The organism is Salinivibrio sp. MA607 (genome assembly GCF_001996245.1).
GTDB classification, from domain to species: Bacteria; Pseudomonadota; Gammaproteobacteria; order Enterobacterales; family Vibrionaceae; genus Salinivibrio; species Salinivibrio costicola.
Map to the genome: position 1 here is coordinate 144,130 of NZ_MUFJ01000004.1, position 26,766 is coordinate 170,895.

The following is a 26,766-nucleotide window of genomic DNA, read 5'->3' on the forward strand; positions in this document are numbered from 1 at the left end:
AGAAAAAATGCTCACGCAAACGTTTTCTTATTGGGTAAGTGGGTCAAATTTGCGCAACTGTCCTTTCAATCCTGTCAGCGATTGCAGATCAGTCAGTTGCGATTCGAGTGTGGTTTTAGAAACATGTGGCCCGACGACCACTTTCGCTAAGTCACCGGGTTGAATGTCTCTGGGTAAGATATGTGCTTGATATCCTTTGTCACGTAATTGCTTAACCAAGCGACTGGCATTCTCTTGGTTACGGAAGGTCCCCAAACGGATCATCCATGCGCTGTCTCCGTCGTTGACTGACGCTGTACTTGATGCCGTGGGCGTTGGGTCACTTTTTTCCGTCTCAGCCTGCGCATTTGTGTCAGCTGAACGCGTATCGTTTACCTGGGTATCGGGCGCTGTCACCTCAATCACCTCGGGTTCTTCAACCGGCATTTGGCTCACTGTGCCATCAAAGTCATCCCGCAGGGGGATGCTTTGATAGTTTTCTTGGTAATGCTCTTTTTTGCCATCGAGCACATCAGGTAGCACTATCACACCGATAGAGACTAATACTAGGGTGCCGACCACTCTTTTTTGTAACTTACTGGCCACAATGACTCCGTTTTAATTAAGCGTTTCCATCACCTGCCCAACGGTATGGAACGACCCAAATACGACCACACAGTCTCGCTCAGGTTCAGCCTGACTCAACGCATGTTGATAGGCGTCACTCGGTGAGCTGAATTGCATCGATGCCACCACCGGCAATTTATCGGCTGACGCGCCACGAGGTACGGCTAAAGAAGCGGGGTACCAGCAATCCACAATGCCATCAAAACAGGCTAAGGTACCCTCTATATCTTTGTCTGCTAACATCGCCACCACGGCATGCACGCGTCCTGTCAATCTCGCTTTTTGCTCAGCGAGTTTCTTTGCTAGGTAAGTGGCAGCATGCGGATTATGGGCGACGTCAAACATCGTATAAGGGGCGTCAGCAATAACTTGCATCCGACCGGTAACCGCGACAGACGCTAATCCCTCGGTAATGTGTGTATCAGCAATGTCGAGGTCCGCGACGCCCAGCGCCATTAAAGCCGTTGCCGCATTTTGTAGCGGAATAGCCGGAATAGGTAGCTCTGTCAGTTCAAAAGCACCGGCCGCCCAACGCCACGTATCGCCTGTCATGGCATAGTGGTACTGATAACCTAACTGATTTAATTGCGTGCCAATCGCATCAGCATGCGCGGCAACACTCGCAGGTGGCGCAGGCTGACCACATATCGCCGGTTTATCTTTCCGGAATATGCCTGCTTTTTCATAGCCAATCTGATTAATGTCATTGCCCAGCCAATCACAATGGTCGAGCGCGAGACTGGTGATCACTGATACGTCATGATCCACCACATTGGTGGCATCTAAACGGCCACCGAGACCCACTTCGAGGATCACGACATCAAGCGCATGCTGTTTAAATAGCTGTAACGCGGCTAAGGTACCAAATTCAAAAAAGCTCAGACTGGTTTGGCCACGTGCCTGATTAATTACCTCAAACGCTTGAGTATGCTCACTATCGGCCAGCACGTCGCCATTGATACGGACCCGCTCATTGTAATGAATAAGATGTGGTGAGCTGTAAACCCCCGTACGGTAACCCGCGTGCTGTAATATTGCCTCTAATAAGGCGCAGGTGGTCCCCTTGCCATTGGTCCCTGCAACGGTAATCACTTTAGGCGCAGGCTTGGTCAATTGGGCGTGCTCCGCAACTGCCGCGACGCGTTCAAGGCCAAGATCGATGGCACTGGTATGGATATTTTCTAGATAAGACAGCCACGTATCCATTGAGGATGTGGCTGTTGGATGCTGTAGTTCAGACATTGACTTGGTCAGTTACTCGATGATGGGCAAATGATACCAAGGATAACGCCATGGAACACGGTCAATTATTGCTCTTGAGAGGAAGGTGCCACTTCAGGCTCTTCTGGAGGTTGAGGTTTATCTTGCTCAACATCGACGACTAATGGCGACTTAATGTTACCCAGCTTCGCCAATAGGCCCGCCAAACGCTGGCGCATCTCACGACGATCAACAATCATGTCGATCGCACCATGCTCAAGCAAGAACTCACTGGTTTGGAAATCGTCTGGCAGATTCTCGCGTACGGTTTGCTCAATGACGCGACGGCCAGCAAAACCGATAATCGCTTTTGGTTCTGCGACATTAATGTCTCCGAGCATAGCAAAGCTCGCGGTCACTCCACCGTAAGTTGGATCAGTGAGTACCGAGATGAATGGCAAGTTGTGACGCGATAAACGCTCAAGTGCCGCACTGGTTTTCGCCATTTGCATCAATGACATCAAGGCTTCTTGCATGCGCGCCCCACCACTGGCCGAAAAACACACCAGGCCACAATGGTTTTCGATCGCGTGCTCGACCGCTTTAACAAACCGTGCGCCGACGACTGCGCCCATCGAACCGCCCATGAACTTAAATTCAAACGCACAAGCAATCACGGGCACGTCTAGCACACTGCCTTTCATGACCACGAGTGCATCTTTTTCCCCACTGGACTTTTGCGCGGCTGACAGGCGATCTTTATACTTTTTCGAATCACGAAATTTTAATACGTCTTTAGGCTCCAGTTCACCGGCAATCTCTTCACGTCCTTCAGGATCCAAAAAAACATCCAGACGACGGCGTGCTGGCATACGCATATGGTGGTCACACTTGGGACAAACTTCCAAATTACGTTCGACATCAGCGTGATAAAGTACTTGATCACACGACGTACACTTGGTCCAAACCCCTTCAGGGATCGACGCCTTGCGTGATGAACCAATATTACTTTTGGTTAATATTTTCTCTAGCCAGCTCATGGACAACCTTTACTTAGTCATGGCTATCACAATTAGACAACCATCTTGGATTCGTAACAAATTAGACCGAATTAAATCACAAGTCTGCCAGACTTGGGATAAAAAACTGGTACTACCTATTCTGTCTCCGTACGCTTTGCGCCGAGTATGCTCTCGGATTCCATCACCTGATCGGGCAAAAACAAAGGCCCTATCGGCGGGCGTGGTAAGCCATATTGATCCGGATAATCCACCTCGACCAAATACAAACCTTCCGCTTTGGCCGTCGCGGCCGCCAAGGTGCGATCTTTCTGTGCCAGTAGCCATGCGATCCACTCTGGCGGCTGTTCTTTACGACCGACAGCCATGAGGCTGCCCGCGATATTGCGCACCATGTGATGCACAAAGGCATTCGCTTTTATATCGATCACGATAAACCGCCCCTGACGCGTGACAGATAAATGCATCACATTCCGCCATGGCGAGTGAGATTGACATTGTGCCGCACGAAATGACGAGAAATCATTCTCACCTAGTAAATACTGACCCGCTCGCGCCATTAAGGTTTCATCCAACTCGCTATGATAGTGACTGACACCTTTACCCAGTATCGCTGGGCGCAAAGAGTGGTTGTATATCACATAGCGATAGCGGCGTGCTGTCGCACTGAATCGCGCATGAAAATCGTCTGGAACAGGCGTGGCCCAACGTACGGCAATCGCATCAAGCAAGTTTGCATTCACTCCCATCGTCCAGGCTTTTAATGGCCGTTGGCTATCGCTATCAAAATGCACCACCTGTCCGGTGCCGTGGACTCCCGAATCGGTACGCCCCGCACATTGTACTGCCACAGGGTGATTAGCGACGGTCGACAAGGCCTTTTCCAAGTGTTCTTGGACACTGGTGACTTCTCGTTGCCTTTGCCAACCGTAAAACTGGGCGCCGTCATATTCAATGCCTAACGCGAATCTCATGCCTGTGCCTTTTTAGTTACTGCTCAACAAGGCGCAGCATTATACCCATAAAGCCGGCCTGTTGCAGGTCTTAACATCGACTGTCTATTCTGAGGCCGAATAAGCAATCAGGTAGCCTGTGCTACCTGATTGTGGTGTTACCTAAGTTGTTCAAGCAGTTGCCGAGCCTCTTGCTGCAAGGCCTTATTGCCTGACTGAATCACTTTTTCTAATAAGGAAATCGCGCCATCCATATCATTCATTTCCAAGTAAGCTTTCGCCAAGTCGAGATTGGTCGATGCCTCTGTGCTGGCGGTGTCGCCATCAACATCAATCGCACTAATGTCTTCTAACACATCAGGGAATTCATCCAACCCTACGTCAAGGTTCATCTCTGCCTTATCGGGATCAATATCTGGCGTCGAGCCGTCATCGCGCATAAGCTCTTCGATACTAATGTAGTCGTCATCTTCCTGCTCTTCGCCGATAAGCTCACTTTCAGCATCACCCTCACCGAGCAGATCATCATCCAAGGCCTGTTCCAGTTCAAAGGTTTCAAGCGAGGCCGGATCAATGGCGGGTTGTTGGCTCCAATCTTCACTTTCGGCTTCTGGCTCTGGCTCATTATCGGCTTGCCAAACCGCTGCTTCTTCGTCGGATAAAGCGGAAAGATCGAGAGGCTCATCGTCATCGGATTCCGATAGCAAGGCCTCCATATTCAGACCACCGACCTGGTGATCATCGTCATCCAGATCACTGATATTGAGTGTATCGCGCTCGGGCGCCTCAGAGGTTGGCGCGTTGTCTTGCTGCTCATTGAGATAAGACTCGAGCTCTCGTTGTTCATCGAGTGCCGCCCCTAGCGCATCGTTTTCATCAAACTCACCCAAATCGTCTAACGACAGAGAATCAAACGTGTAATCACGTTCCTCTTTTGAGGTGGGCTCTGGCTCTGGCTCTGGCTCTGGCTCTGGCTCTGGCTCTGGCTCTGGCTCTGGCTCTGGCTCTGGCTCTGGCTCTGGCACGCTATCAAGTGCAGCTTGTTCTTCTTCGTCAACCGGTTCTGCATCTGCCAGTGCGGCTTCTTCATCATATTCAGGCAGATTGGTTAAATCGAGTAAATCTTCCTCTTTAATATCATCGAGGTTTTCGCCTTGATCAGGCTGCTCGTTGGCGACGGGCGCTTCATCCGCGTCATCCTGTGCATCGTCGTCAGTATCGGGCTCTGCAGTGTCATCGGCTGGCGCTTCGTCCGCGTCATCTTGTGCATCGTCGTCAGTATCGAGCTCTGCAGTGTCATCGGCTGGCGCTTCGTCCGCGTCATCTTGTGCATCGTCGTCAGTATCGAGCTCTGCAGTGTCATCGGCTGGCGCTTCGTCCGCGTCGTCCTGTGCATCGTCGTCARTATCGGGCTCTGCAGTGTCATCGGCTGGCGCTTCGTCCGTATCATCCTGGGCGTCGTCCTCAGTCTCGGGCTCTGCAGTGTCATCGGCTGGCTCTTCGTCCACGTCATCCTGTGCGTCGTCGTCAGTCTCGGGCTCTGCAGTGTCATCGACTGACTCTTCAGGTGCAGTGTCGGATGTGTCTTCAACCTCAGCGGCGTCATCCGATTCAACCGTTTCTTCGGGTTGAGCGTCTACTGGCTGATCATTCGCGATTGGCTCTTCGTCCACGTCATCCTGTGCGTCGTCGTCAGTCTCGGGCTCTGCAGTGTCATCGACTGACTCTTCAGGTGCAGTGTCGGGTGTGTCTTCAACCTCAGCGGCGTCATCCGATTCAACCGTTTCTTCGGGTTGAGCGTCTACTGGCTGATCATTCGCGATTGGCTCTTCGTCCACGTCATCCTTTGCATCGGATTCAGCGGTATCCTCGCCTGGCGCTTCGTCCGTGTCATCCTGTACGTCATCGTCAGTCTCGGATTCCGCAGTGTCATCGACTGACTCTTCAGGCTCAGCGTCGGGTGTGTCTTCAACCTCAGCGGCGTCATCCGATTCAGCCGTTTGTTCGGATTGTTGGTCTGCTAGCGACTCGTCGGCGACGGGTGCTTCATCTGTATCGTCCGGAGCGTCAGCTTCGACGGTGTCATCCGGCTCAGCCGTTTGTTCCGGTTGTTCCGGCTGTTGGTCTGCTGGCGACTCGTCGGCGACGGGTGCTTCATCTGTATCGTTCTGAGCCTCGGCCTCGGGTTCCGCGGTATCCTCGGCTGACATTCCATCCGTATCATCCTGAGCTTCGGCCTCGGGCTCTGCAGTGTCATCGGCTGGCGCTTCATCCGTGTCACCCTGTGCATCGTCGTCAGTCTCGGGCTCTGCGGGCTGTTCTGCCTTACGAGGATCAGGCTCTGGTTCACCCTCTGATTCATAAAGCAGTTTTTCGAGTTCCGCTTCATTAGGATCGCTGTCTTCAGCTTCTTCCCACAGTGCAGGATCATCTTCATCCGCAAGTGGATCGGATTCGTCGTCGTCACCTAACACTTCCTCCAACAAGGCGTCAGAGTCTTCAAGGTGCGGATCATCGTTGTCTAATACTTCATCCAGTAAAGCATCACTGCTTTCATCAAACTCAGTCTCCGTATCATCTTGATCATTCAACCAGCTATCATCATCGTCATCATCATCACCGACAAGCTCATCAAGAAGCTCGGTCGTGTTGTCGAGCGAAACGCTGTCTTCGTCGTCATCATCTGATAAATCAATTTCTTGGCTGAGATCTAACGCTGGCTCATCGGCAAGGGCTGAGTCAAATAATGCATCATTCGGTGCTTGCTCTTCCGACGCTTCGCTTGATTCAGGGTTATCATCCGATGTCGCCTCAGTATCACTCTCTACGTCTGCTTCTGATTCACGCGTGGACTCAGAGGGGTCCTCCGACGTAGATTCAGTACCCGATTCCCCGGCGAGTAAGGCATCAATGTCATCTACATCACTGTCGTTACCTTCTTCTAGCGCTTTCGCCCACTCTGCTGCAAGCGCCTCGTCTGCACTCATTTCCTCTTCAGGGAGGGCTGCGTCGTCGGTTTCACTTTCGCTGTCGGTCGACGTTTCGGTATCGGCAGGCGGTGTATCCGCCAATTCATCTAACGCACGCTCCATGTCCTCGAGTCCAATGGCATCGTCACTGGTTGGCGCAACGCTCGATTCGTTACCAGACATGTCGTCCAGTTCATCGTCAAGATTGAGATCATCAAGGTCCGTGTCATCACCGAATACCGTGTCATCACCAAATGCCACGTCTTCATCACTACGACCATCCTCAGTGATCTCTAACTCATCGTCAGATTGATCTTGGTGACTCTCCCCTTCCTGCTCATCTTCAGGATCGGGCACCATGATAACCGGCATATCATCTAGCTCATCATGGTCGAGTGAGGCGGGCTCGTCATGCTCTTCGTTTTGTTTCTTACGACGCGCCAAGAAGAAGAAAACCCCACCGGCAATTAACGCGCCAGGAATGATCGCGAACATGGCGAGCAGGAGTGGATTATCCAATAAAGAGTCGACCGCAGAGGGAGGCTGCGTCTCTTGTTTCGCCTGCTGCTGACGTTGTTGTTCTAGGAAAGCACGTATTTCCTGATTCAACTCGTCATCACTGCTCATTTTTTCTTTCAGCGCATTCAGTTCGTACTGAACTTCGGATAAGCGCACTTTGAGCACATGATTACTCTCAACCAAGCGGGTCATTTCTTGATCTGAGTTTTGTAGCTGAGATTGCAACGTTTCTACCACTTCAGGTTGTGGTGTCTCAGGCTCACTCGCGTCAGCGTCCTGTGCCTGCTCTGTTTCTGAGGCGCTTTGTTGCGATTCTGGTTCAGCTTGCTCGGGTTCGACTTGCTCTGATGCTTGAGCGTCAGGCTGGGTGACTTGATCACTCAATGGTGTCGTCGTTTGTGCTTGCTTACGTGCGCCATCAATTTCAAGACGATTTACGACATCTTGCGTACTTTCTCGTTCGATTTGCTCCAAGGTTGGCATCACTAATGTGCTACCTGGCTGCAAGCGATGGATATTATTATTGGCAAACGCGTCGGTATTGAGACGGAAAATCGCGCCCAATGTTTGGTAAACACTGACTTGTGTATTGGGACGCATTTGCGTCGCAATCGACCACAAGGTTTCGTTTGCACCTGTTGGGCCATATTGCTGCGCGGATTGCACCGTAGGCGGTTGTTGTGCGGATGACGACTCAGTCGTCATTTCGTCTTGCGGGCCCAGAATACGAATGGCCGCCTCGACCGGTAAGGTAGACACACTGACGAGACTGATCGCCAATAACCCCACGACGGCAAGAAGATGCCGCCTCACTGTGTGCGAGATTATCGTCAATCGCGTTTGAGAAGAAGACTGTTCACTTTGCTGTGCGTTGGACACACCCGCACTCCCTATGGCAGAAATGGCCTCACTAAATATCTAACTATATCGGAAGCCATGCGAAAAACTGTAGTTTGATGATATAAAAGTGTGTTGTGCGATCAAACTGTGGGCGCTCTGCCTCAGTTTTGCCTCGATGATAGCATGCCCACACTTCGCGTATCGTCATCTGTGCAAATTTAATGCCTAAAAAAATACCCCATCAACGGATGGGGTATCAATCAAACTGACATGGTGATGCGTGGACCATCACGCTCTTGTCATCGTCACACGCTGTCGATTAAAGATAATCGCGCACTAAGACTTCAGCAATTTGAACCGTGTTGGTCGCGGCACCCTTACGCACATTGTCAGCAACCACCCAGAGGTTTAAACCATTTGGATGGCTAATGTCGTTACGGACCCGTCCCACAAGCACCTTGTCTGATCCCGTCCCTTCTTTGACTTGGGTTGGATACTCTTCGCCTTCAAAGACTTCAATATGCTCGTGCTGGCTAAGGATTGCCATCGCCTCTGTTGCGTCAATGGGTTGACGGCATTCGATATGCACCGCTTCTGCATGGCCATAAAAAACAGGCACACGCACACAAGTAGGGTTAACCCCAATCATCTCATCAGCGAAAATCTTTTGCGTTTCCCACACCATCTTCATTTCTTCTTTGGTGTAGCCGTTATCCATAAATTGATCGATCTGAGGCAAGCAATTGAAAGCAATTTGTTTGCTATAGAGCGAAGGTTCGGCATCTTGGCTATTGAGTAGTTTCACCGTTTGGCCCGCGAGTTCGTCGACACCCGACTTTCCAGATCCTGACACCGATTGATAGGTAGAGACGTTAATACGTTCGATCCCCACGGCATCGTAAATGGGTTTTAATGCGACCAGCATCTGAATCGTTGAGCAATTGGGATTTGCAATAATATTGCGGTTACGAAAATCACCAATCGCGGCTGGATTAACTTCCGGTACCACCAAGGGCACATCGAAATCATAGCGGAATTGTGAGGTATTATCGATCACCACCACTCCTGCTTCTGCGGCAATAGGCGCCCAATGTGCGGAGGTTTGCGCGCCTGCCGAAAACAAGCCAATTTGAACTTGGGTCCAATCAAAGGTGTCGACGTTTTGCACACGCAAACTTTCGCCTTTGAAGGTAATGGTTTCACCGGCACTGCGCTCGCTGGCAAGCAGGTGGAGAGTGCCAATAGGAAAATCGCGCTCTTCTAAAATGTCGATAATGGTACGGCCTACCGCACCTGTTGCGCCCAAAACCGCAACATCAAATGCTTGTGTCATGCGTGCTCCTCAATACTAAAGCCCAGCTTAGCCAGCGACTGTAACCCGAAATCAGCGTGTCCGGCTACCGTGATCGCACTGTACTCACGTCGATCCCAGTAATTTTTTCGTAATTGGTCAAAGGCTGTACGCTGTGCCGGTTTGTTCTCCCCTGCTTGTGTCATCGCTCGGCGAAAATCACTATCGTCGCGACGGATATCATAAACAAGTTGGGTTAACGCCATAAGATCAGTCTGCTGCCAAGGCGCGGCTAGTTGCACAGAAGGAATGGGCGCTGTCGGCAATAGATCGGCGGCGTCAGCGCGCTGTGGTAACGATAAATGTTGGCATAAGGCATTAAACACCATGGTGGTACCGCGCGCTTTTCCTTCCAATCCATAGCCAGCGATATGTGGCGTTGCAAAGGTTAGCCGTTCGACCAACGCAAGATCGACCTCGGGCTCATGCTCATACACGTCCAAAACTGCATCCATATCGCCTCGTGCCAGCCGTGTCTTAAGCGCTTGATTATCAACAATCGGGCCGCGTGCGGCATTAATCAAAATGCTTCCCGGTACGAGTGCATTTAAACGAGCGTGATTCATCAAGTGATGAGTAGGGTGCTCACCAGTCGACGTCAGAGGCGTATGAAAGGTCACCACATCCGATTGTGCAATCAGCGTATCAATATCCACCATATCCGCGCGATTCTCACGCGCCTGACGCGGCGGATCGCAGAGCAAGGTTTTAATGCCCAGTGCAGCTAAACGATCAGCTAAGTAACTCCCAACGTGACCGACACCGACAATACCGACGGTTCGGTCGGTCAATTTAAATGCTTGCTGTTGCGCCAACACCAATAAGGCACTGATCACATATTCCGCGACCCCAACTTTGTTGCAGCCCGGCGCTGCCGTGGCATATACGCCTTGTGCTTGCAGTGCATCAAAATCAAGGTGATCTTCTCCCGCGGTAGCCGAGCCGACAAAGCGTAATTGCTTGGCACCTTTAATCAACGCGTGGTTAACATGCGTGACACTGCGCACCAACAAAGCGTCGGCATCTTGGATATCTTCCGCACCGATCGCCCGGCCAGGTAAGGCAACGACTTCACCTAATTGGCTAAACAATGCCTGGGCGTAGGGCATGTTTTCATCTACAACTATTTTCACGGTCAGCATCCTGTTTTTAACGTCGCGTACGAGCGCTGAAAAATAACGCCCATTGTATCGCCCTACCTGCAAGAAAACATCCGCCAAAAAGCATGCCCCCACGTCGGGCCAATAATAAAAAACCCGGCCGTGGCCGGGTCCATTGAAAACCTGAAAATAAGCGCGATATTAGCCGCGATACTTTTCAATCACCAAGGTGGCGTTCGTTCCGCCAAATCCGAAGCTGTTTGACATAACACGAGTGAGTGCTTGCTCACGTGGTTGTGTCACAATATCTAGCCCATCAGCGGCCGGATCCAAGTTATCAACATTGATACTCGGGGCGACAAAGCCGTGCGCCAGCATTAGCGTCGAGTAAATGGCTTCATGCGCCCCAGCAGCACCGAGTGCATGGCCTGTCATCGACTTGGTCGCGGAAATAGCAGGGCTCTTACCACCAAAGACTTCTTGGATGGCACCAAGCTCTTTGACATCACCCACTGGCGTTGACGTRCCATGGGTGTTGATATAATCCACCTCGCCATCAACATCTTGCATCGCCATGTTCATACAGCGCACCGCCCCTTCGCCGGATGGCGCGACCATATCATAGCCGTCAGACGTTGCCCCATAGCCGACAATTTCACCATAAATGGTGGCACCGCGCGCCAGCGCATGCTCAAGCTCTTCAACCACCAGCATACCGCCGCCGCCAGAAATCACGAAACCATCGCGATCGGCATCATAGGTACGTGACGCTTTTTGTGGATCATCATTGTATTTGGTTGAGAGTGCGCCCATGGCGTCAAACATCATGGTGAGTGACCAATCAAGCTCTTCGCCGCCACCAGCAAACACGACGTCTTGTTTACCCAATTGAATCAGCTCAAGCGCATGGCCAATACAGTGTGCCGATGTCGCACAGGCCGAGCTCATGGTGTAGTTGACCCCTTTAATTTGAAACGGGGTCGCCAAGCACGCTGAGACCGTGGATGACATAGTACGTGGCACCATATAAGGGCCGACGCGTTTTACACCTTTCTCGCGTAAGGTATCAACCGCCGTGACTTGGTTGACCGATGATGCGCCCCCAGAACCGGCAACTAGGCCCGTTCTCGGATTAGAAACTTGCTCAGGGGCTAAGCCTGAGTCTTCAATCGCCTGCTCCATGGCTAAATAGGCGAAGCCAGCCGCGTCCCCCATAAAGCGCATTTTTTTACGATCAATGTGGTCGGCTGGGTTAAGTTTGAGATCCCCCCAAACGTTGCTGCGCAGCTTCATATCTGCAAACTGCTGAGAGAAGTTAATGCCAGATTTCCCCGCTTTGAGCGACTCCAGCACTTCTTTGACGTTGTTACCAATACTGGAAACAATCCCCATGCCTGTAATGACAGCTCGTTTCATGATTCTTTCCTAGACGTTAATTTCGCAGTGGATGATAGCGTTTTTAAAGCTGATAAGTGGTCAGCTTTCCTTTCTATCAGTACAATTTCCATCTTCTCTTTCCTGTGTATGAGGCATTTGTGAGCACTCCCTCAATCGACCATGCAAAAATCAGCTGGAATGATACAGGTACGCCTGTTGCTGATCAGTTCGACGACGTCTACTTTTCCAATCACGACGGCTTAGCTGAGACGCGCTACGTGTTCCTGGGGCAAAATCAGTTACCCGAACGTTGGCATACGGCAACTCAGTCACGCTTTGTGATTGCAGAAACCGGATTTGGGACCGGGCTAAACTTTCTCGCCACCTGGCATGCCTTTGACCAATTCCGCCATGCTAACCTTGATAGCACCGTCACGCACCTCCACTTTATCAGTTTTGAAAAGTACCCTTTGACCGTAGAAGATCTCGCGCGTGCCCATCAAGCTTGGCCAGAGCTTGCAAACTATGCTGAACAACTTCGCGCCCATTACCCCGTACCGTTAGCGGGTTGTCAACGTATTGTATTAGCTGATGGTCAGATTACACTCGATTTGTGGTTTGGGGATATTAAAGATTGGTTACCACAAGTACCAACAGGTCAGAAAGGGATTGTTGATGCCTGGTATTTAGATGGTTTTGCCCCAAGCAAAAACCCTGAAATGTGGAACCAGGATTTATTTAATGGCATGGCAAGACTTGCGCGAGAGCAGTGTACCTGCGCGACTTTCACCGCGGCCGGCTTTGTCCGCCGTGGACTGATTGACGCCGGCTTTGACATGAAAAAGGTAAAAGGCTTTGGTCACAAGCGAGAAATGTTAGCGGGCGCTTTGCCTGCTCGCCAAGCCACTGCCAGCCATCCACCTTGGTATGCGCGCACATCCGCCGCAACAGCGGATGACATTGCCATTATTGGCGGTGGTATTGCCAGTGCAGCCTTGATTAGCGCATTACTTCAGCGAGGCAAGCAAGTCACGCTTTATTGCCAAGACCCGCAGCCAGCGGCAGGCGCATCCGGAAATCAGCAAGGAGCGGTTTATCCACTCCTTAATGGCAACAACGACAACTTGAGTCAGTTTTTTGCGCCCGCTTTTTTATTTGCTCGGCAGTTTATTCGCCAACAGGCTGAACAAGGCATTGCCTTTGAACATGACTGGTGTGGTGTTACCCAACTAGGCTATGACAAGAAAAGCGCCTCTAAGCTCGAAAAAATGCTCCATGGCGCATTTCCTGAGGCACTGGTCATGCGCGTAAGCCAAGACGCAGTGACAGAAAAAGTGGGGGTAGAAACTGGGCATGCCGGTGTGTTTTACCCGCTGGGCGGCTGGCTCAGTCCGCAACAGTTTACCGCAGGCGTGATTGGTGCCGCTATCACCCGCGGACAGCTAAGCGCGCATTTTGATTGTCACATCAATGCGTTAACACAAACGGATAATGGTTGGACCCTGAGTACCGCCAACGGTGAGCTGTGTCACCAGAACGTGATTATCGCCAATGGGCACCAAGCGGATAACTTTGACCAAACGGCGCCCATTCCGGTTTACCCCGTGCGCGGCCAAGTGAGCCATGTTCCCACCAATGCTGACCTCCGCGCACTGAACACGGTGTTATGTTTTGAGGGCTATTTAACACCGGCAAATCAGGCTGGCGAACATTGCTTAGGCGCAAGCTATGCGCGCAACAATGCCGACCTTGAATTTCAATCGGCCGATCAGGTTGAAAACCAGCAGCGCTTAACCGACTGTATTGACACTGATTGGGCGCATCATGTACCTGTTGCCGAAACAGGACGCGTTGGTGTGCGCTGTGCCAGTCGCGACCACCTGCCATTTATCGGCAATGTGTGTAATTACGACGCACTACTTTGGGCCTACCAAACCCTGCAAAAAGACAAGGAAAAAGCCGGTTCCGTCCCTGTTTACCCTGGGCTATATTGCCTTCTGGGGCTTGGTTCTCGCGGTCTTACCTCCGCGCCTCTCGCCGCAGAAATCCTCGTCGCTCAGTTATGTGATGAGCCCTTGCCTTTGCCACAGTCAGTACTCGATACCCTGCACCCGGGACGCATGTGGGTCCGCAAACTGCTAAAAGGTAAAGCGGTGTAGCGAATGGTTAGTTATATACCGGTAAAAACAAGCAAGTGTGGGTAAAAACAACCAAGCCATCGTCGAGGCGATGGCTTGATAATCACTGGATACCGCAGAACAGGAGTTGAAAAGCGCAGTTATTAATAAGCGCGGTATTGCAGTATTAAGCCGATTTTTCGACTTGTTGCTGAAGCAGATCCCAAAGCGCCCCGACCAAGCGTTGATCGCCCGGTGAGAGTTCACTCGCATTTTTCGACAAGCTAGTGTCCACGCGCGCTTTTAATGACGCCACTTCATCCATGCCCTCTAACTCACAATCCGCAGCCGCCAGCGAGACGTGGCCGCGTAAATAGCCACTCGCAAATAATTCATCGTCTGAGGCAGTGTCTACCATCTCATCGATTAATGCCAAAATGCGTGCTTCATAATCTTGAACTTTCATCTTATTAACCTTAGCTGGGCAACGTAAAGTCATCGGGCCCCAGAGCAGAGACACCGTAAAAGTCTCGCAAGGTATCAGAAAACTGCTTAGCGCGCACGGGCAAAGCCGGGCTTGCCTCTACGTCAGATAAATAATCAATGACTTGCTGACGGACTTTGCCCGCAAAGGCATGGCGATCGGGCTCTACACCACTTAAGTTGTCGCAGCTGACTTGAAAACGAAAACCACAACTTGCCGCAAGGATCCACTCAATCGCTTGAGGCTTCACTTCTACCGCTTCAAACGCGGCTTGCGTGTCAGCATCGCGGCCATCGGGGTGATACCAATAGCCATAATCTTCCAGTTGACGGCGTTTCTCACCGGCAATGGTCCAGTGTGCGATTTCGTGTAGCGCTGAGGCAAAAAAACCACGCGCAAAGATCACGCGGTGATGCGGGTGATTTGAATTCGACGGCAGATAAATAGGCTCATCGCCGCCCAATAACAGCTCGGTGTTAAAAGTCGCGAGAAAGGTTTGGTTAAACAGTTGAATTAAATCGTGATAGTTATGAGTCATAGGGGAAATTTACAAACATGCCCCGCCAACAAATGACGGGGGGAGCGTCAACAAATAACAAGATACATGAAGCGTGTGTGAATTGGCGGGCCGGCTTTTAACGGCCAACTTGCCCACGATGACGGAGCAAATGGTCCATCAGTACGATTGCCACCATGGCTTCGGCAATCGGCACCGCACGGATCCCCACACAAGGATCATGACGGCCTCGCGTCACCACATCGGCAGCGTCACCATGAACATCAATACTCTTACCCGGCACTGTGATGCTAGAGGTGGGCTTTAATGCCAAGTGCGCGACCAGTGGCTGCCCTGAAGAGATACCGCCAAGAATGCCTCCCGCATGGTTCGAGGCAAACCCGTCCGGGTGGATTTCATCACGATGCTCACTGCCACGCTGATTCACCACGTCAAACCCATCTCCGATTTCGACCCCTTTCACCGCGTTAATCCCCATCAACGCATGGGCAATATCGGCATCTAAACGGTCAAACACCGGCTCGCCAAGACCGACAGGAAGGTTTTCTGCCACCACGGTGAGCTTGGCACCGATTGAATCTCCGTCTTTTTTCAGTTGACGGATCAGCGCATCCAATTCCTCGAGTTTATTCACATCTGGGCAAAAGAAAGGGTTTTGCTCAACTTGCGCCCAATCTACGGTATCGATGGTGACCTCGCCCATTTGCGCCAGATAAGCGCGCACTTGAATGCCGTGCTCTTGCGCAAGGTACTTTTTAGCCACCGCACCGGCTGCCACGCGCATGGCTGTTTCACGCGCCGACGAACGACCGCCGCCACGATAATCACGGACGCCATATTTATGGTGATAGGTGAAATCAGCATGGCCTGGACGAAACACATCTTTGATTTTGGAATAATCTTTTGAGCGTTGATCCGTGTTTTCAATCATCAACCCAATCGATGTGCCGGTGGTTTGGCCCTCAAACACACCAGAGAGAATTTTGACCGCATCGGGCTCACGGCGCTGCGTGGTGTACTTAGACGTGCCCGGCCGGCGACGATCCAGATCCTGTTGCATGTCTGCTTCCGTCAGCGCTAACCCCGGTGGGCAGCCATCAATAATAGCGCCCAACGCCACGCCATGACTTTCTCCAAAGGTGGTGACGCGAAAAATTTGTCCAATCGTATTGCCTGCCATGCCTTCCTCTGTTTGCCTGATGGGCATTGTTGTGTTTTTGCATACTTTGTTAGCAATTAACCATAAAGCAACCAAAGACGCAAAAAAATCCGCTGACTCGCCTCCTAAATAGAAAAAAGCCAGCACAAGGGCTGGCTAAGTAACACGAGCAAAGGCACGCATTAATCGCGATAAAGGGCAAATTCATCGGCACAGGTGACTAAATCGCGACGCGTGATCATAAAGACACCATGGCCTCCCTGCTCGAATTCAAGCCAATGCAAGGGCAAATGACCATACTGCTCTTGCATATGCACCATGGAGTTGCCCACTTCACAGATCAACACACCGTCTTCGCTAAGATAATCCGGCGCATTGGCAAGCATTCGACGCACTAACTTCAATCCATCCGTCCCCGCGGCGAGGCCCAGTTCAGGCTCATGACGGAACTCATCCGGTAAGTCGTCCATGTCTTCTGCATCGACATAAGGCGGGTTGCTCACAATTAAATCGTATTTGTCTTGTGGCACTTCTTTAAGCAAATCGGAACGGATTGGGATCACTTGCTCTTCCAAGCCGTGATCCTGAATATTGATTTCGGCAACATCGAGCGCATCGGTGGAAATATCAACCGCGTCTATCTCGGCATCGGGGAAGGCGTAAGCACAGGCAATCGCAATACAGCCACTGCCGGTACACAGATCCATTATTCGATTCGGTGCATGCGGCAAAATACCGGCAAACTCTTGTTGGATGAGCTCACCTATCGGAGAGCGAGGCACCAACACCCGTTCATCGACAAAGAACTCTAAACCACAGAAATAGGCCTTATTGGTCAAATACGCGACCGGCGTTTTATCGTTAATACGCGCAATCACACGCTCAACAATACGATGCTTTTCACTGGTTGTTAGGCGAGAAAAACGGGTTTCAGACGGGACATCAATAGGAAGATATAAGGTCGGGAGTACCAGCTGAACCGCTTCATCCCAAGCATTGTCAGTGCCATGGCCGTAAAATAACCCTGCCGCATTGAAACGACTGACTGTCCAGCGCAGCATGTCTTGCAGCGTATGTAACTCACTGACCACTTCTTCAGTAAAAATCGTATCCACATTGGCCTCCATCGGCTTCATGCAATTTGGGGTCGCCCTTTGACGCTAGGTCAGTACAATAAGCAGCATTTTGAGCTGGCTGATTGTACAATGAGCCTATTACCTCGGAGACAGTTTTTTTATGAGCAAAAAACCATCGATGACGGAAGAGGAGTTAGCACTATTCCGTGATGCCGTCAAAGGCGCAAAAAAGTTGGAGCAGGATACCATAAACCCGCCACAACGCCAGATGAGCAAACCACGTAAACAACGCCAGTTTGAGCGGCAAAGTAGCGACCATGCCTTTTATTTCTCCGATCAGTTTGAGCCACTTTTAACGGAGTCAGGGCCCATGCACTATGCGCGGCAAGACGTCTCTAAGTACGAAGTCAAACGGCTTCGTCGTGGCGTCTATGTGCCCGATATCTATTTAGATTTACATGGCATGACCCAAACCGAGGCAAAGCGAGAGCTCGGGGCGATGCTCGCCGAGTGCGTCAAAGAGGGGACCGGCTGTGCCAGCGTGATGCACGGTATTGGTAAAGGCATCCTCAAAGAAAAAATCCCCCTCTGGCTCGCCCAGCATCCCAGCGTGATGGCGTTTCATCAAGCGCCACGCGAGTTTGGTGGCGATGCTGCCCTCTTGGTATTAATCGAAGTGCCTGAGCGTTAGCGTCCGAGCTGACGTGGCGACATCAGGGTAGCCAGTGACGCCTGTTGCGTCGCTGTGTCAACGTCAATGATCGCCATTGCCGAGGTGGCAAACATTGGCGGTTGGCCCTCTTTTACCCATTCATTGGTCAAGTAGCCAACCAGCGGTAAATGTGAGATCAAAAAAATCACACCGGGATTATCTACCTCTATCATCGCGCTTAGATACGTATGGACCTGATCGCTGTTTCCATACGGCGTAATACCCTCTTCAGTGAGTACTTCGCCAGCGGCAGGCAATAGAGGCGCACATGCTTGCCATGTCTGTTGCGCGCGTAAATACGGACTGACGAGTACTTTATCAATGGCCTGCCCGTTAAGCTGCTGCTGGAGCCAGGTTGCCATTTGTTGGCTTTGTTGCTCGCCATGCGCGGTCAATCCGCGTTCACTATCACTGGCCGCGAAAGCTTGTGCTTCGCCATGACGCATTATGATCAATTTCATCGCGTTAATACCCACACTTCTATACTGAGATTTGCTGCATGCTACCAAGGTAAAACACCAAAGACCAAATAAGTGGTTTGCGACTCTGGTCAGTGGTAGTCATACTTAACCTTAACTTATTTACTTTAAAAGTGAGTTGCTTGTGTACGTCAGCCCAAACGACAACAAACACTACCGTTATATCACGCTGCCTAATGCATTGCGTGTTTTACTGATCAACGATCCACAGGCGCATCGCAGCGCCGCGGCCTTGTCGGTCAATGTGGGGCACTTTCATGATCCGGTAGACCGACAAGGGCTCGCTCACTTTCTCGAGCACATGCTATTTTTAGGCACTGAGTCTTATCCAGTGATTGGCGATTTTCAGCGATTTATCAGCCAACATGGTGGCCATAACAACGCCTGGACGGGGACAGAAAATACCACCTTCTTTTTCGATATTCGTCCCAATCAGTTCGCCCCCGCCTTAGATCGCTTCAGCGCTTTCTTTATTTCACCGCGTTTCGACGCAGATGCCGTGGATAAAGAACGTCAATCAGTTGACGCTGAATATCGCATGAAGCTCAATGATGATGTGCGACGTATCTATCAAGTTCACAAAGAAACCATTAATCCTCAGCATCCGTTCGCCAAATTCTCCGTCGGTAGTGTAGAAACATTGGCTGACCGTCCGGATCAATCAGTGCGCGATGATTTGATCGCATTTTATCACGCCAATTACAGCGCGAATTTGATGACGGTTGCGCTCACCGGACCACAATCGCTCGATGACCTTGAGGCGCTGGCCCAGCAATATTTTGCCGCGATTGCTAATCATGATTATCCCGTGCTTACCGTTGACGCACCGCTAGTGACCAAGGCCGAGCGCCATCAATGGGTCACCATTGCGCCGCTTAAAGAGGTGCGCAAACTCACCCTCACTTTCTCCGTGCCAGAAAGCCCTGATCAATATCGTACCAAGCCTTTATCTTACATTGCCCATCTGCTCGGTTATGAAGGCCCGGGTAGCCTGATGTCATTATTAAAAAATAAAGGCTATATCAACACACTCTCAGCAGGCGGCGGGATCAGTGGGCGAGACTTTCGCGAGTTTACACTTGGCTTTGCGCTCACCGAATTGGGCTTAAGCCACATCGACGATATCATCACCCATGTTTTTGAAGCGATCGCATTGATTCGACAGAACGGTGTCCAAGCTTGGCGCTATCAGGAAAAGCGGCAAGTGCAAGAGTTAGCTTTTCACTATCAAGACGCACTTCGCCCTATTGATACCGTGAGTCAGTTGGTCATGAATATGCACCATTACGCACCGGCCGATCTCTTGTATGGGGATTATATGATGGCCGGCTTCGACCACACTCAAATTCAAACCATGTTGCAGCATATGAGCGTCGATAACGTTCGAGTGATGCTGGTGGCAAAAGGCTTTAGCCATGATCAGCAAGCAGAATGGTATCAAACGCCTTATTCCATCAAACGGTTTTCTGCTAAGCAAATCGCACAATGGAAAACAGACTCGATATCGCCAGCGCTCGCCCTACCGGATCCAAACCCCTATATTGCCGATGCACTGCACCCGCTCCCCGTTGAGCCCGACCAAAGTGACACCCCGCACTTAATCGAGACGTTGCCAGGCTTTCGTCTCTGGCATGGCCAAGAGCCACACTTCCGCGTGCCGAAAGGGCATGTCTATATTGCCATTGATAGCCCACATGCGGTCGCGACGGTTAAAAATATTGTCATGACCCGGCTTAGCGTTGAGATGTTATTAGAAGCATTGAATGAGCAAGCGTATCAGGCCGAAATTGCGGGCATGAATTACAATTTGTATGCGCACCAAGGCGGCGTGACCTTAACCCTCAGTGGCTTTAACGATAAGCAACCTTTATTACTCAAGCTGATTTTACAGCGATTTTCTCAGCGCAGTTTTAATCCCGAACGCTTTGAAACGATTAAAGCGCAGCTAAAACGAAGCTGGGAAAATGCCGAGAAAAATAAACCACTCAGTCAGCTGTACAACAGTATGACCGGCTTATTGCAACCCAATAACCCACCATATCATGCCCTTTTAAGTGCATTAGAGACGGTGACATTGCGCGATCTACCTGAGTTTGTCGAGGCCATGCTCGCCACCCTCCATGTCGATATGTTTGTCTATGGCAATTGGCACCTTAACCATACGCAAGCACTGGCCAACACCGTTAAAGATGCGCTACGCGTAGAAGGGCAAGCCTATCAAGAATCGGTGCGACCGCTGACCTTGCTCGACGGTGTTGGCACCGTCAGTTATGAGCGCACTCTTGGACACGCAGAGTCCGCGCTCTTGGTGTATTATCAAAGCGCATCTACCGACCCGGAGGCGGTGGCGACCTATACCCTCGCGAACCATCTCATGTCGTCCGCTTTTTTTAACGAATTACGGACTAAACAACAACTTGGTTATATGGTTGGCGCGAACAATTTACCCCTCAATCGTCACCCTGGATTGATTTTTTACGTGCAATCGCCGTTGGCAGGCCCTGAGTTATTAATGGGGGCGATTGACGATTTTTTGAATGCGTTTTTTATGGTGCTCTTGGAGATGAGCGAATCGCGTTGGCAGAGCAGCAAACAGAGCCTACTCGCCCAGGTGCGAGAGCCAGATAATAATTTACGCGCGCGTGCGCAACGTTACTGGATCAGTATTGGCAACAAAGATTATCACTATCAACGTCGCGAGCAAGTGGCCGACGCCATGGCTGAGCTCACACGCGCTGATATGGTACGCTTTGTGGTCAATACCTTAAAACCAAGAACCGCCGATAGACTTGTGATGCACAGCTGTGGCATTGACCACCAAGACGATGCCACCTTAGACGGCGCTCACCCTATTACCGATATTGAGGCTTTCCGTGCACAGTGTCGGCGCAGTGAAGACTAACCTACCGTTAAAATATAAAAAAACAGGGCCGCGCTTTGTGGCCCTGTTTTTTTGCTTGGCGCTCGCTCTTTTTTAAGCGACGCGCTTATTCGGTATCGGGATAGAAGACATCGCCTTCTTTCGCCATTGCCAACAGGCGTTCACAAGGCGCAAACCGTTCACCGTAACGATTTTGATGCGCTTGGAGCAAGCTCACCACACGTTCGATACCAATATGATCCATGTAGCGGAACGGTCCGCCCAAAAATGGCGGGAAGCCAATGCCAAAGATCGCACCAATATCGCCATCTCGTGCCGAGCGAATGACGCCCTCGTCGAGGCAACGTGCCGCCTCATTCAGCATCATTAGCGCGCAACGCTGGGCCACTTCATGACCCGACAAACTCGCATTGAGTTTAATGTTCAATAAGCTATAGATCTTTTTATCAACCTGCTTACCTTTGCTGCCTTTTTTACTGGCATCGTAGCGATAAAAGCCTTTACCGGTTTTACGCCCTTTACGGTCATCATTTAACAGCACATCAAAGACATCTGGCGCTTCAAAGCGCTTACCCAGCTCCTGGGTGAGAATTGGCGCAATTTTAGCCCCAATATCAATACCCACTTCGTCAAGCAACGTAATAGGACCGACCGGGAAACCAAAGTCGAGCAATGCATTATCGATATGTTCAATCGTTTCGCCAGCCAATAACACACGCGCCGCCTCGTTCATGTACGGGGCAAGAATCCGGTTCACATAGAATCCAGCGCTATCACCCACCACAATCGGTGTTTTCCCCTGTTTGCGAGCAAGCTCGACCACGGTAGATATCGTCTTATCACTGGTCCCTTGGTGCGGAATTACCTCGACTAAAGGCATTTTTTCCACCGGGCTGAAGTAATGCAAGCCAACAACCTTCTCTGGCCGCTGGCTGCCTTCGGCAATTTGGTGGATAGGCAGTGAAGAGGTATTGGTGGCAAAAATAGCGTCTTTACTTGTTATCGACTCCATCTCTTGCACCATGCGGTGTTTTAGCGATAAATCTTCAAACACCGCTTCAACCACCACGTCAGCATTCGACAAGGTCGTGGCTTGTGTGTCACCAGACAGTTGCATCATGGTCGCTTGCAACTCAGCCTTGCTGATTTGTTTACGCTTCCGCTTTTTGTTGAGCAACGCGTAACTGTAGCGAAGCGCGTTTAAAATGCCGTCTTCACTGACATCTTTCACTCGCACGGGGTAACCGGCTTTGGCAACGGAGACATGGGCGATGCCCGCCCCCATCAAGCCACCACCGAGAACACCGACTCGTTCAACCTGACCTGGCTCAGCGTCCGCGCCATTTTCTTTTTTCATCGCGGTCGTTGCAAAGAAGAGACTGCGTAATGACTTTGATTCAGGCGTCATCACCAGCTCGCCAAACTGTCGAGCTTCTTCCGCGAAACCTGTTTTTAGTCCTTTATCTAGGCCTTTTTTGACCACCGCTAAGATAGCATCCGCTGCCGGATAATTACCCCGCGTTTTGGCACGCGCTTTTTTACCCGCTTGATCAAAGACGAGGTTACGCCCTACCGAATTTCCGCTTAACATCCAGCTTTGCCATGTCCGGCTGCGTTTCGGCTTGGACTTTTGCGCCAACGCTTCGGCGACATCAAGCAGAACCGTATTCGGGACACAATCATCAATCACGCCGAGTTTTTTCGCTTTCTTCGCCCGAAGCTGCTTACCGGTTAGCATCATGTCCAATGCATCGGGGACGCCTATTAAGCGCGGTAAACGCTGCGTACCGCCCGATCCGGGAAGCAGACCAAGTTGCACCTCCGGCAAGCCCAGTCGCGTTTTATCCCAATCAGTAGCAACCCGACTGTGACAGGCAAGGGCTAACTCTAACCCACCGCCTAAACAAGGACCATGAATCGCAGCCACCACATGAAAAGGCAGTTTTTCAATACGTGAGAATAAGGCTTGTCCTTGCCCCGCGATCTCACTCGCTTGTTCGGCACTTTCACACGCCTCTAGCATGCGCACGTCAGCGCCTGCGACAAAGTTGTCCGGTTTGCCAGAGTGAATCACCAGTCCTTTAATCGACTGGTTGCCCTCGAGTTGATCCAGCACCGCTGAAACGCCCTCGACAAAACTCGCTTGCAAGGTGTTCATACTCTCGCCAGGCACATCAATGGTCAGCCAAGCAATGTGATTATCAGCAATCGTTAACGTAAAGGCTTGCGTATTATCGGTTGTCATTATTCTGCCTCCAAGATCATTGCAGCACCTAGCCCACCAGCCGCGCACGCGGTGTTAAGCGCTAATCCTCCACCACGACGTTTCAGCTCACGCAGTGTTTGAGTGATCATGCGCGCGCCTGTAGCAGCAAAGGGGTGGCCGTAAGCAAGCGAGCCGCCCAGCACGTTGAATTTGTCCATATCAATTTCACCGATAGCGCGATCACGATTGAGGTGCTCTCGGGCAAAGGTGTCAGAGGCAAACATTTTCACATTCGATAGGGTTTGCGCGGCAAACGCTTCGTGCATATCAATCAAGGTCAGATCCGCCAACGTGATCCCCGCACGGTCTAACGCCATCGGGGTCGCATACGAAGGCCCCATCAGCATGTCTTTTTGCACACCAATCGCCGAAAACGCATAAGAGCGTATATAGCCTAAGACCTCGAGTCCAAGCGCTTTAGCACGGCTTTCTGGCATCATTAGTACTGCCGCCGCACCATCAGTGAGCGGCGTACTGTTTGCCGCGGTCACAGAGCCATGTTTACGGTCAAATGCAGGGCGTAATTTGGCATAATCTTCCAGGGTGGAATGGGGACGCAAGTTATTATCTTGTCCAATCCACGCTTTGTATGGCTCAGGATACGCCGTCATGACTTCATCACTGAGCAAGCCTTCATCCCACGCTTTACTGGCAAGCTGATGAGAACGAAGTGCGAGTGCGTCTTGATCGCCCCGTGAAATTTGATGTGACTTCGCCATTTGCTCAGCGGTCTGCCCCATGCTGAGGCCGGTTGAGTATTCGGCGACGGCCGGTGGTACAGGGGCTAAATCTTTAACCGATAGCTTACTGAGCAGCTTTAAGCGCTGACTCATGGTTTTCGCTTTGCTTAAATCTAACAAGGTACGGGCGAGCTTTTTGCTTACGCCAATCGGCAAGACCGATGACGAATCCGCGCCCCCGGCAATTCCCACTTGGATATTGCCTGCAATCATGCTTTCTGCCACATTGGCGACGGCTTGAAAGCTGGTCGCACAGGCACGGGTGACACTGTAGGCATCGGTGTGAATGTCCATCCCCGTACCCAATACAATTTCTCGCGCAATGTTGGGGGCTTCAGGCATTTGCACTACCTGCCCAAACACCACTTGATCAATGTCTTTTGGGGAAATACTGCTGCGGTTCAGCAGTTCTTGTACCACCATTTTGCCCAAATCAACCGCTGGCACATCAGTGAAAGCGGTTGATTGGCGCGCAAATGGCGTACGCAGCCCAGACACAATGGCAATACGATCGCCATTGCCGGTTTTAAGATGTTGCTGAGACGTCATCACTGCTCCTTAGGATGTTCTACAGGTCTGACCAGGATTGTAACCAAATTGTTACTAGCTTAAAACACCCGTTTTAATTGATTGGTAAGATTGCCAACAAGCGCACAGTTCCGTGTACCCTGTACCGAGAGTGATTTAATAACAGCAGATTGAAAAGAAACTACGGCATAAAAAAAGGGGCTACACGCTAGCGTGAGCCCCAAAAAAGATTGGAAAGCAAAACGATAATCTGGGAAGTGTGCAGTGCTTTTCCCGCACCCAGATCCGAACAGAAAGTCATATCATTCAAAAAGGAAACGCCGTTCACTCAACCTCACGAGTGTCGACACATGGCCGATAACGACAGGGTTAACTTTACCGATTTGCAGGGATTCAATATTGAAACAGATCAAACTTGTGCCGATTTTTCACCTAAGCTGAAATTAAATGACAAATCACTCGGTCTATAGACGGACGCATCGATAAAAAAGGTTCATCCTGCATGACTCGACAAGCCCGCTACGAGGCATTGGTACGCGCTTGGCACCGTGATCTCTACCGGTATGCCTATTGGTTGGCCAAAGATCCACATATCGCCGAAGACTTAGTTCAAGAGACGTGCCTGCGTGCCTGGCGATCCTTGGACAGTTTGCACGACGAGAAGGCAGCGAAAGCCTGGTTGATCACTATTTTGCGCCGAGAAAACGCACGACGTTTTGAGCGCAAACAGCACGATCATATCGATATACAAGACGGAGAATGGGAAGATAAAACCCGTCCCAGCCAAGAAGCTTCAATGGAGCAGCGCTGGTTACATCGACAAATTGCCGCCCTCGCCCCGGAATATCGCGAACCATTGGTGCTCCAAGTGATTGTCGGCTTTAGCGGTGAGGAAATTGCGCAACTGTTAGATTTAAATAAAAACACCGTGATGACACGCTTATTTAGGGCCCGTGCACAACTCAAAGAAGCGCTTGATAATCCAACGGCAGGAGGGCAACAGTATGGACGATCTTGAATTTCGACGCCGTCTTTTGGCCGACCCGTCTGATCCCGAGCTACAGGCATCGAAGGCGGCCTCTCCTCGTCATCAACGCTATGCCGAGGATGTCGCCAATCTCGATAGCAAAATAGACCAAGCGCTTCGCGTTGATGTGCCTGAGGACTTAGCCGATAAAATTCTATTTTCACAAACCAACGATACCGAGCAACCCGAGCGCCGAACTCGCGGGTACCTTGCTATGGCAGCATCCATTGCGTTTGTGTTTGGACTGACACTCGGCCAGTTAAATTGGGGCATTACGACGCCGGATCTAAATCGTACTGCACTGGATCACTACTATCATGAACAGACATTTATTGCGGGCATCAACGAAGCCGCGACGGTTGAGCAAGTGAACGCCAAATTGCAACCTTTTGGAAAAGCCTTCAGTAAGTTGCCAGGCGAGATCACCTATATTAATCATTGCAGCTTTGGTGGCCAACACGCACTGCATATGGTGATGCGAGCCAGCGGGCAGACCTATACGGTGTTTGTGGTGCCATCGGCCAGCCAAGCGCCAGCCGAGAAAAGCGATGGCACAATGCACTCGGTCAGCCTGCCGGTACAATCGGCCAATGTCATTGTGGTGGGCAAGACCAGCGGCCAGGCCGCTCCACTGGCTGAGCAGCTACAGCAACAACTCACGCCCACTGCAATCTAGTATCAAGCTGCGGATTAATCAGCGACAGCTTACGCTGTTAACAGACAGGCTCCTGGACAACCAGGTGCCTGTTTTTAGCGACGATTCCCATCATCGACGTTAGCCAACCCGCTAACTCCCCTCTCTTTCGTTACAGCTGTTCGCTGAGTTTCCTTTCACCTGATGCGAAT

20 protein-coding genes are annotated in these 26,766 nt (G+C 51.0%); 5 read left to right on the forward strand and 15 right to left on the reverse strand.

What is annotated here, in order from left to right:
* Positions 1–27: 27 nt before the first annotated feature.
* The 8 genes from BZG81_RS03480 to fabB form a co-directional block, all read right to left on the reverse strand.
* On the reverse strand, positions 28–585 hold the full coding sequence (locus tag BZG81_RS03480) for an SPOR domain-containing protein (protein WP_077669321.1): 558 nt from the start codon (positions 583–585) through the stop codon (positions 28–30).
* A 12-nt stretch (positions 586–597) separates the two neighbouring features.
* On the reverse strand, positions 598–1,848 hold the full coding sequence (gene folC, locus BZG81_RS03485; RefSeq protein ID WP_077676738.1) for a bifunctional tetrahydrofolate synthase/dihydrofolate synthase: 1,251 nt from the start codon (positions 1,846–1,848) through the stop codon (positions 598–600).
* 65 nt (positions 1,849–1,913) lie between these two features.
* Positions 1,914–2,846, reverse strand: coding sequence for an acetyl-CoA carboxylase, carboxyltransferase subunit beta (gene accD / locus BZG81_RS03490; RefSeq protein ID WP_077576274.1), 933 nt, complete (start codon positions 2,844–2,846; stop codon positions 1,914–1,916).
* Between the two features lie 116 nt (positions 2,847–2,962).
* Positions 2,963–3,799, reverse strand: coding sequence for a tRNA pseudouridine(38-40) synthase TruA (gene truA, locus BZG81_RS03495; RefSeq protein ID WP_077669323.1), 837 nt, complete (start codon positions 3,797–3,799; stop codon positions 2,963–2,965).
* Positions 3,800–3,936: 137 nt separating this feature from the next.
* Entirely contained in the window at positions 3,937–8,145 is a 4,209-nt protein-coding gene (locus BZG81_RS03500) for a FimV/HubP family polar landmark protein (RefSeq protein ID WP_131826424.1), read from the reverse strand.
* Between the two features lie 280 nt (positions 8,146–8,425).
* Entirely contained in the window at positions 8,426–9,439 is a 1,014-nt protein-coding gene (locus BZG81_RS03505; protein ID WP_021023109.1) for an aspartate-semialdehyde dehydrogenase, read from the reverse strand.
* Positions 9,436–10,590, reverse strand: a complete 1,155-nt coding sequence (locus BZG81_RS03510) for a 4-phosphoerythronate dehydrogenase (protein WP_077676740.1) — start codon at positions 10,588–10,590, stop codon at positions 9,436–9,438. Before BZG81_RS03510 ends, BZG81_RS03505 begins: the two co-directional genes overlap by 4 nt.
* 168 nt (positions 10,591–10,758) lie before the next feature.
* Positions 10,759–11,973 (reverse strand): beta-ketoacyl-ACP synthase I, encoded by a 1,215-nt coding sequence (fabB, locus tag BZG81_RS03515; RefSeq protein ID WP_021023107.1) that lies wholly within the window; start codon positions 11,971–11,973, stop codon positions 10,759–10,761.
* A 119-nt stretch (positions 11,974–12,092) separates the two neighbouring features.
* On the opposite strand from fabB, the gene mnmC reads away from it, so the two are divergent.
* Positions 12,093–14,093, forward strand: a complete 2,001-nt coding sequence (mnmC, locus tag BZG81_RS03520; RefSeq protein ID WP_077676741.1) for a bifunctional tRNA (5-methylaminomethyl-2-thiouridine)(34)-methyltransferase MnmD/FAD-dependent 5-carboxymethylaminomethyl-2-thiouridine(34) oxidoreductase MnmC — start codon at positions 12,093–12,095, stop codon at positions 14,091–14,093.
* Positions 14,094–14,238: 145 nt separating this feature from the next.
* Here the strand turns inward: mnmC and BZG81_RS03525 are convergent, their stop codons facing one another.
* From BZG81_RS03525 to prmB, 4 genes are all read right to left on the reverse strand, one after another.
* Positions 14,239–14,517: a YfcL family protein gene (locus BZG81_RS03525; protein ID WP_021023105.1), complete on the reverse strand. Its 279-nt coding sequence runs from the start codon at positions 14,515–14,517 to the stop codon at positions 14,239–14,241.
* 10 nt (positions 14,518–14,527) lie between these two features.
* The gene (locus BZG81_RS03530; protein WP_077676742.1) at positions 14,528–15,073 is read right to left on the reverse strand and encodes an elongation factor P hydroxylase; all 546 of its coding nucleotides are present in this window, start codon (positions 15,071–15,073) and stop codon (positions 14,528–14,530) included.
* A 97-nt stretch (positions 15,074–15,170) separates the two neighbouring features.
* The gene (gene aroC / locus BZG81_RS03535; RefSeq protein ID WP_021023103.1) at positions 15,171–16,232 is read right to left on the reverse strand and encodes a chorismate synthase; all 1,062 of its coding nucleotides are present in this window, start codon (positions 16,230–16,232) and stop codon (positions 15,171–15,173) included.
* Positions 16,233–16,393: 161 nt separating this feature from the next.
* Complete coding sequence (gene prmB / locus BZG81_RS03540; protein WP_077576335.1) at positions 16,394–17,326, reverse strand: 50S ribosomal protein L3 N(5)-glutamine methyltransferase; 933 nt, start codon at positions 17,324–17,326, stop codon at positions 16,394–16,396.
* Positions 17,327–17,447: 121 nt separating this feature from the next.
* Here prmB and smrB point away from each other — a divergent pair, with 121 nt between their 5' ends.
* Positions 17,448–17,978: an endonuclease SmrB gene (gene smrB, locus BZG81_RS03545; protein WP_021023101.1), complete on the forward strand. Its 531-nt coding sequence runs from the start codon at positions 17,448–17,450 to the stop codon at positions 17,976–17,978.
* On the opposite strand, the gene sixA is transcribed toward smrB, so the two are convergent.
* Positions 17,975–18,460: a phosphohistidine phosphatase SixA gene (gene sixA / locus BZG81_RS03550; RefSeq protein WP_077676743.1), complete on the reverse strand. Its 486-nt coding sequence runs from the start codon at positions 18,458–18,460 to the stop codon at positions 17,975–17,977. The two genes, smrB and sixA, sit on opposite strands and share 4 nt — an antisense overlap.
* Before the next feature lie 142 nt (positions 18,461–18,602).
* Here sixA and BZG81_RS03555 point away from each other — a divergent pair, with 142 nt between their 5' ends.
* Positions 18,603–21,380 (forward strand): insulinase family protein, encoded by a 2,778-nt coding sequence (locus tag BZG81_RS03555; RefSeq protein ID WP_198533621.1) that lies wholly within the window; start codon positions 18,603–18,605, stop codon positions 21,378–21,380.
* 85 nt (positions 21,381–21,465) lie between these two features.
* Here the strand turns inward: BZG81_RS03555 and fadJ are convergent, their stop codons facing one another.
* Both fadJ and fadI read right to left on the reverse strand, forming a co-directional pair.
* Complete coding sequence (fadJ, locus tag BZG81_RS03560; protein ID WP_077676744.1) at positions 21,466–23,604, reverse strand: fatty acid oxidation complex subunit alpha FadJ; 2,139 nt, start codon at positions 23,602–23,604, stop codon at positions 21,466–21,468.
* On the reverse strand, positions 23,604–24,914 hold the full coding sequence (gene fadI / locus BZG81_RS03565; RefSeq protein WP_077460329.1) for an acetyl-CoA C-acyltransferase FadI: 1,311 nt from the start codon (positions 24,912–24,914) through the stop codon (positions 23,604–23,606). Before fadI ends, fadJ begins: the two co-directional genes overlap by 1 nt.
* 481 nt (positions 24,915–25,395) lie before the next feature.
* Between fadI and BZG81_RS03570 the strand changes: the two genes are divergently transcribed.
* Together BZG81_RS03570 and BZG81_RS03575 are read left to right on the forward strand one after the other, a co-directional pair.
* Positions 25,396–25,911 carry a sigma-70 family RNA polymerase sigma factor gene (locus BZG81_RS03570; protein WP_077460328.1) on the forward strand — a complete coding sequence of 172 codons (516 nt, stop codon included), beginning with the start codon at positions 25,396–25,398 and terminating at the stop codon, positions 25,909–25,911.
* On the forward strand, positions 25,898–26,596 hold the full coding sequence (locus BZG81_RS03575) for a DUF3379 family protein (RefSeq protein ID WP_077576262.1): 699 nt from the start codon (positions 25,898–25,900) through the stop codon (positions 26,594–26,596). Before BZG81_RS03570 ends, BZG81_RS03575 begins: the two co-directional genes overlap by 14 nt.
* Positions 26,597–26,766 lie beyond the last annotated feature (170 nt).

Coding starts and splice junctions, on each gene's coding strand:
- folC (WP_077676738.1), bottom strand. CDS start 1,848: ATGTCTGAACTACAGCATCCAACAGCCACATCCTCAATGGATACGTGG.
- accD (WP_077576274.1), bottom strand. CDS start 2,846: ATGAGCTGGCTAGAGAAAATATTAACCAAAAGTAATATTGGTTCATCA.
- truA (WP_077669323.1), bottom strand. CDS start 3,799: ATGAGATTCGCGTTAGGCATTGAATATGACGGCGCCCAGTTTTACGGT.
- BZG81_RS03505 (WP_021023109.1), bottom strand. CDS start 9,439: ATGACACAAGCATTTGATGTTGCGGTTTTGGGCGCAACAGGTGCGGTA.
- BZG81_RS03525 (WP_021023105.1), bottom strand. CDS start 14,517: ATGAAAGTTCAAGATTATGAAGCACGCATTTTGGCATTAATCGATGAG.
- BZG81_RS03530 (WP_077676742.1), bottom strand. CDS start 15,073: ATGACTCATAACTATCACGATTTAATTCAACTGTTTAACCAAACCTTT.
- aroC (WP_021023103.1), bottom strand. CDS start 16,232: ATGGCAGGCAATACGATTGGACAAATTTTTCGCGTCACCACCTTTGGA.
- smrB (WP_021023101.1), top strand. CDS start 17,448: ATGAGCAAAAAACCATCGATGACGGAAGAGGAGTTAGCACTATTCCGT.
- sixA (WP_077676743.1), bottom strand. CDS start 18,460: ATGAAATTGATCATAATGCGTCATGGCGAAGCACAAGCTTTCGCGGCC.
- fadJ (WP_077676744.1), bottom strand. CDS start 23,604: ATGACAACCGATAATACGCAAGCCTTTACGTTAACGATTGCTGATAAT.
- fadI (WP_077460329.1), bottom strand. CDS start 24,914: ATGACGTCTCAGCAACATCTTAAAACCGGCAATGGCGATCGTATTGCC.
- BZG81_RS03570 (WP_077460328.1), top strand. CDS start 25,396: ATGACTCGACAAGCCCGCTACGAGGCATTGGTACGCGCTTGGCACCGT.
- BZG81_RS03575 (WP_077576262.1), top strand. CDS start 25,898: ATGGACGATCTTGAATTTCGACGCCGTCTTTTGGCCGACCCGTCTGAT.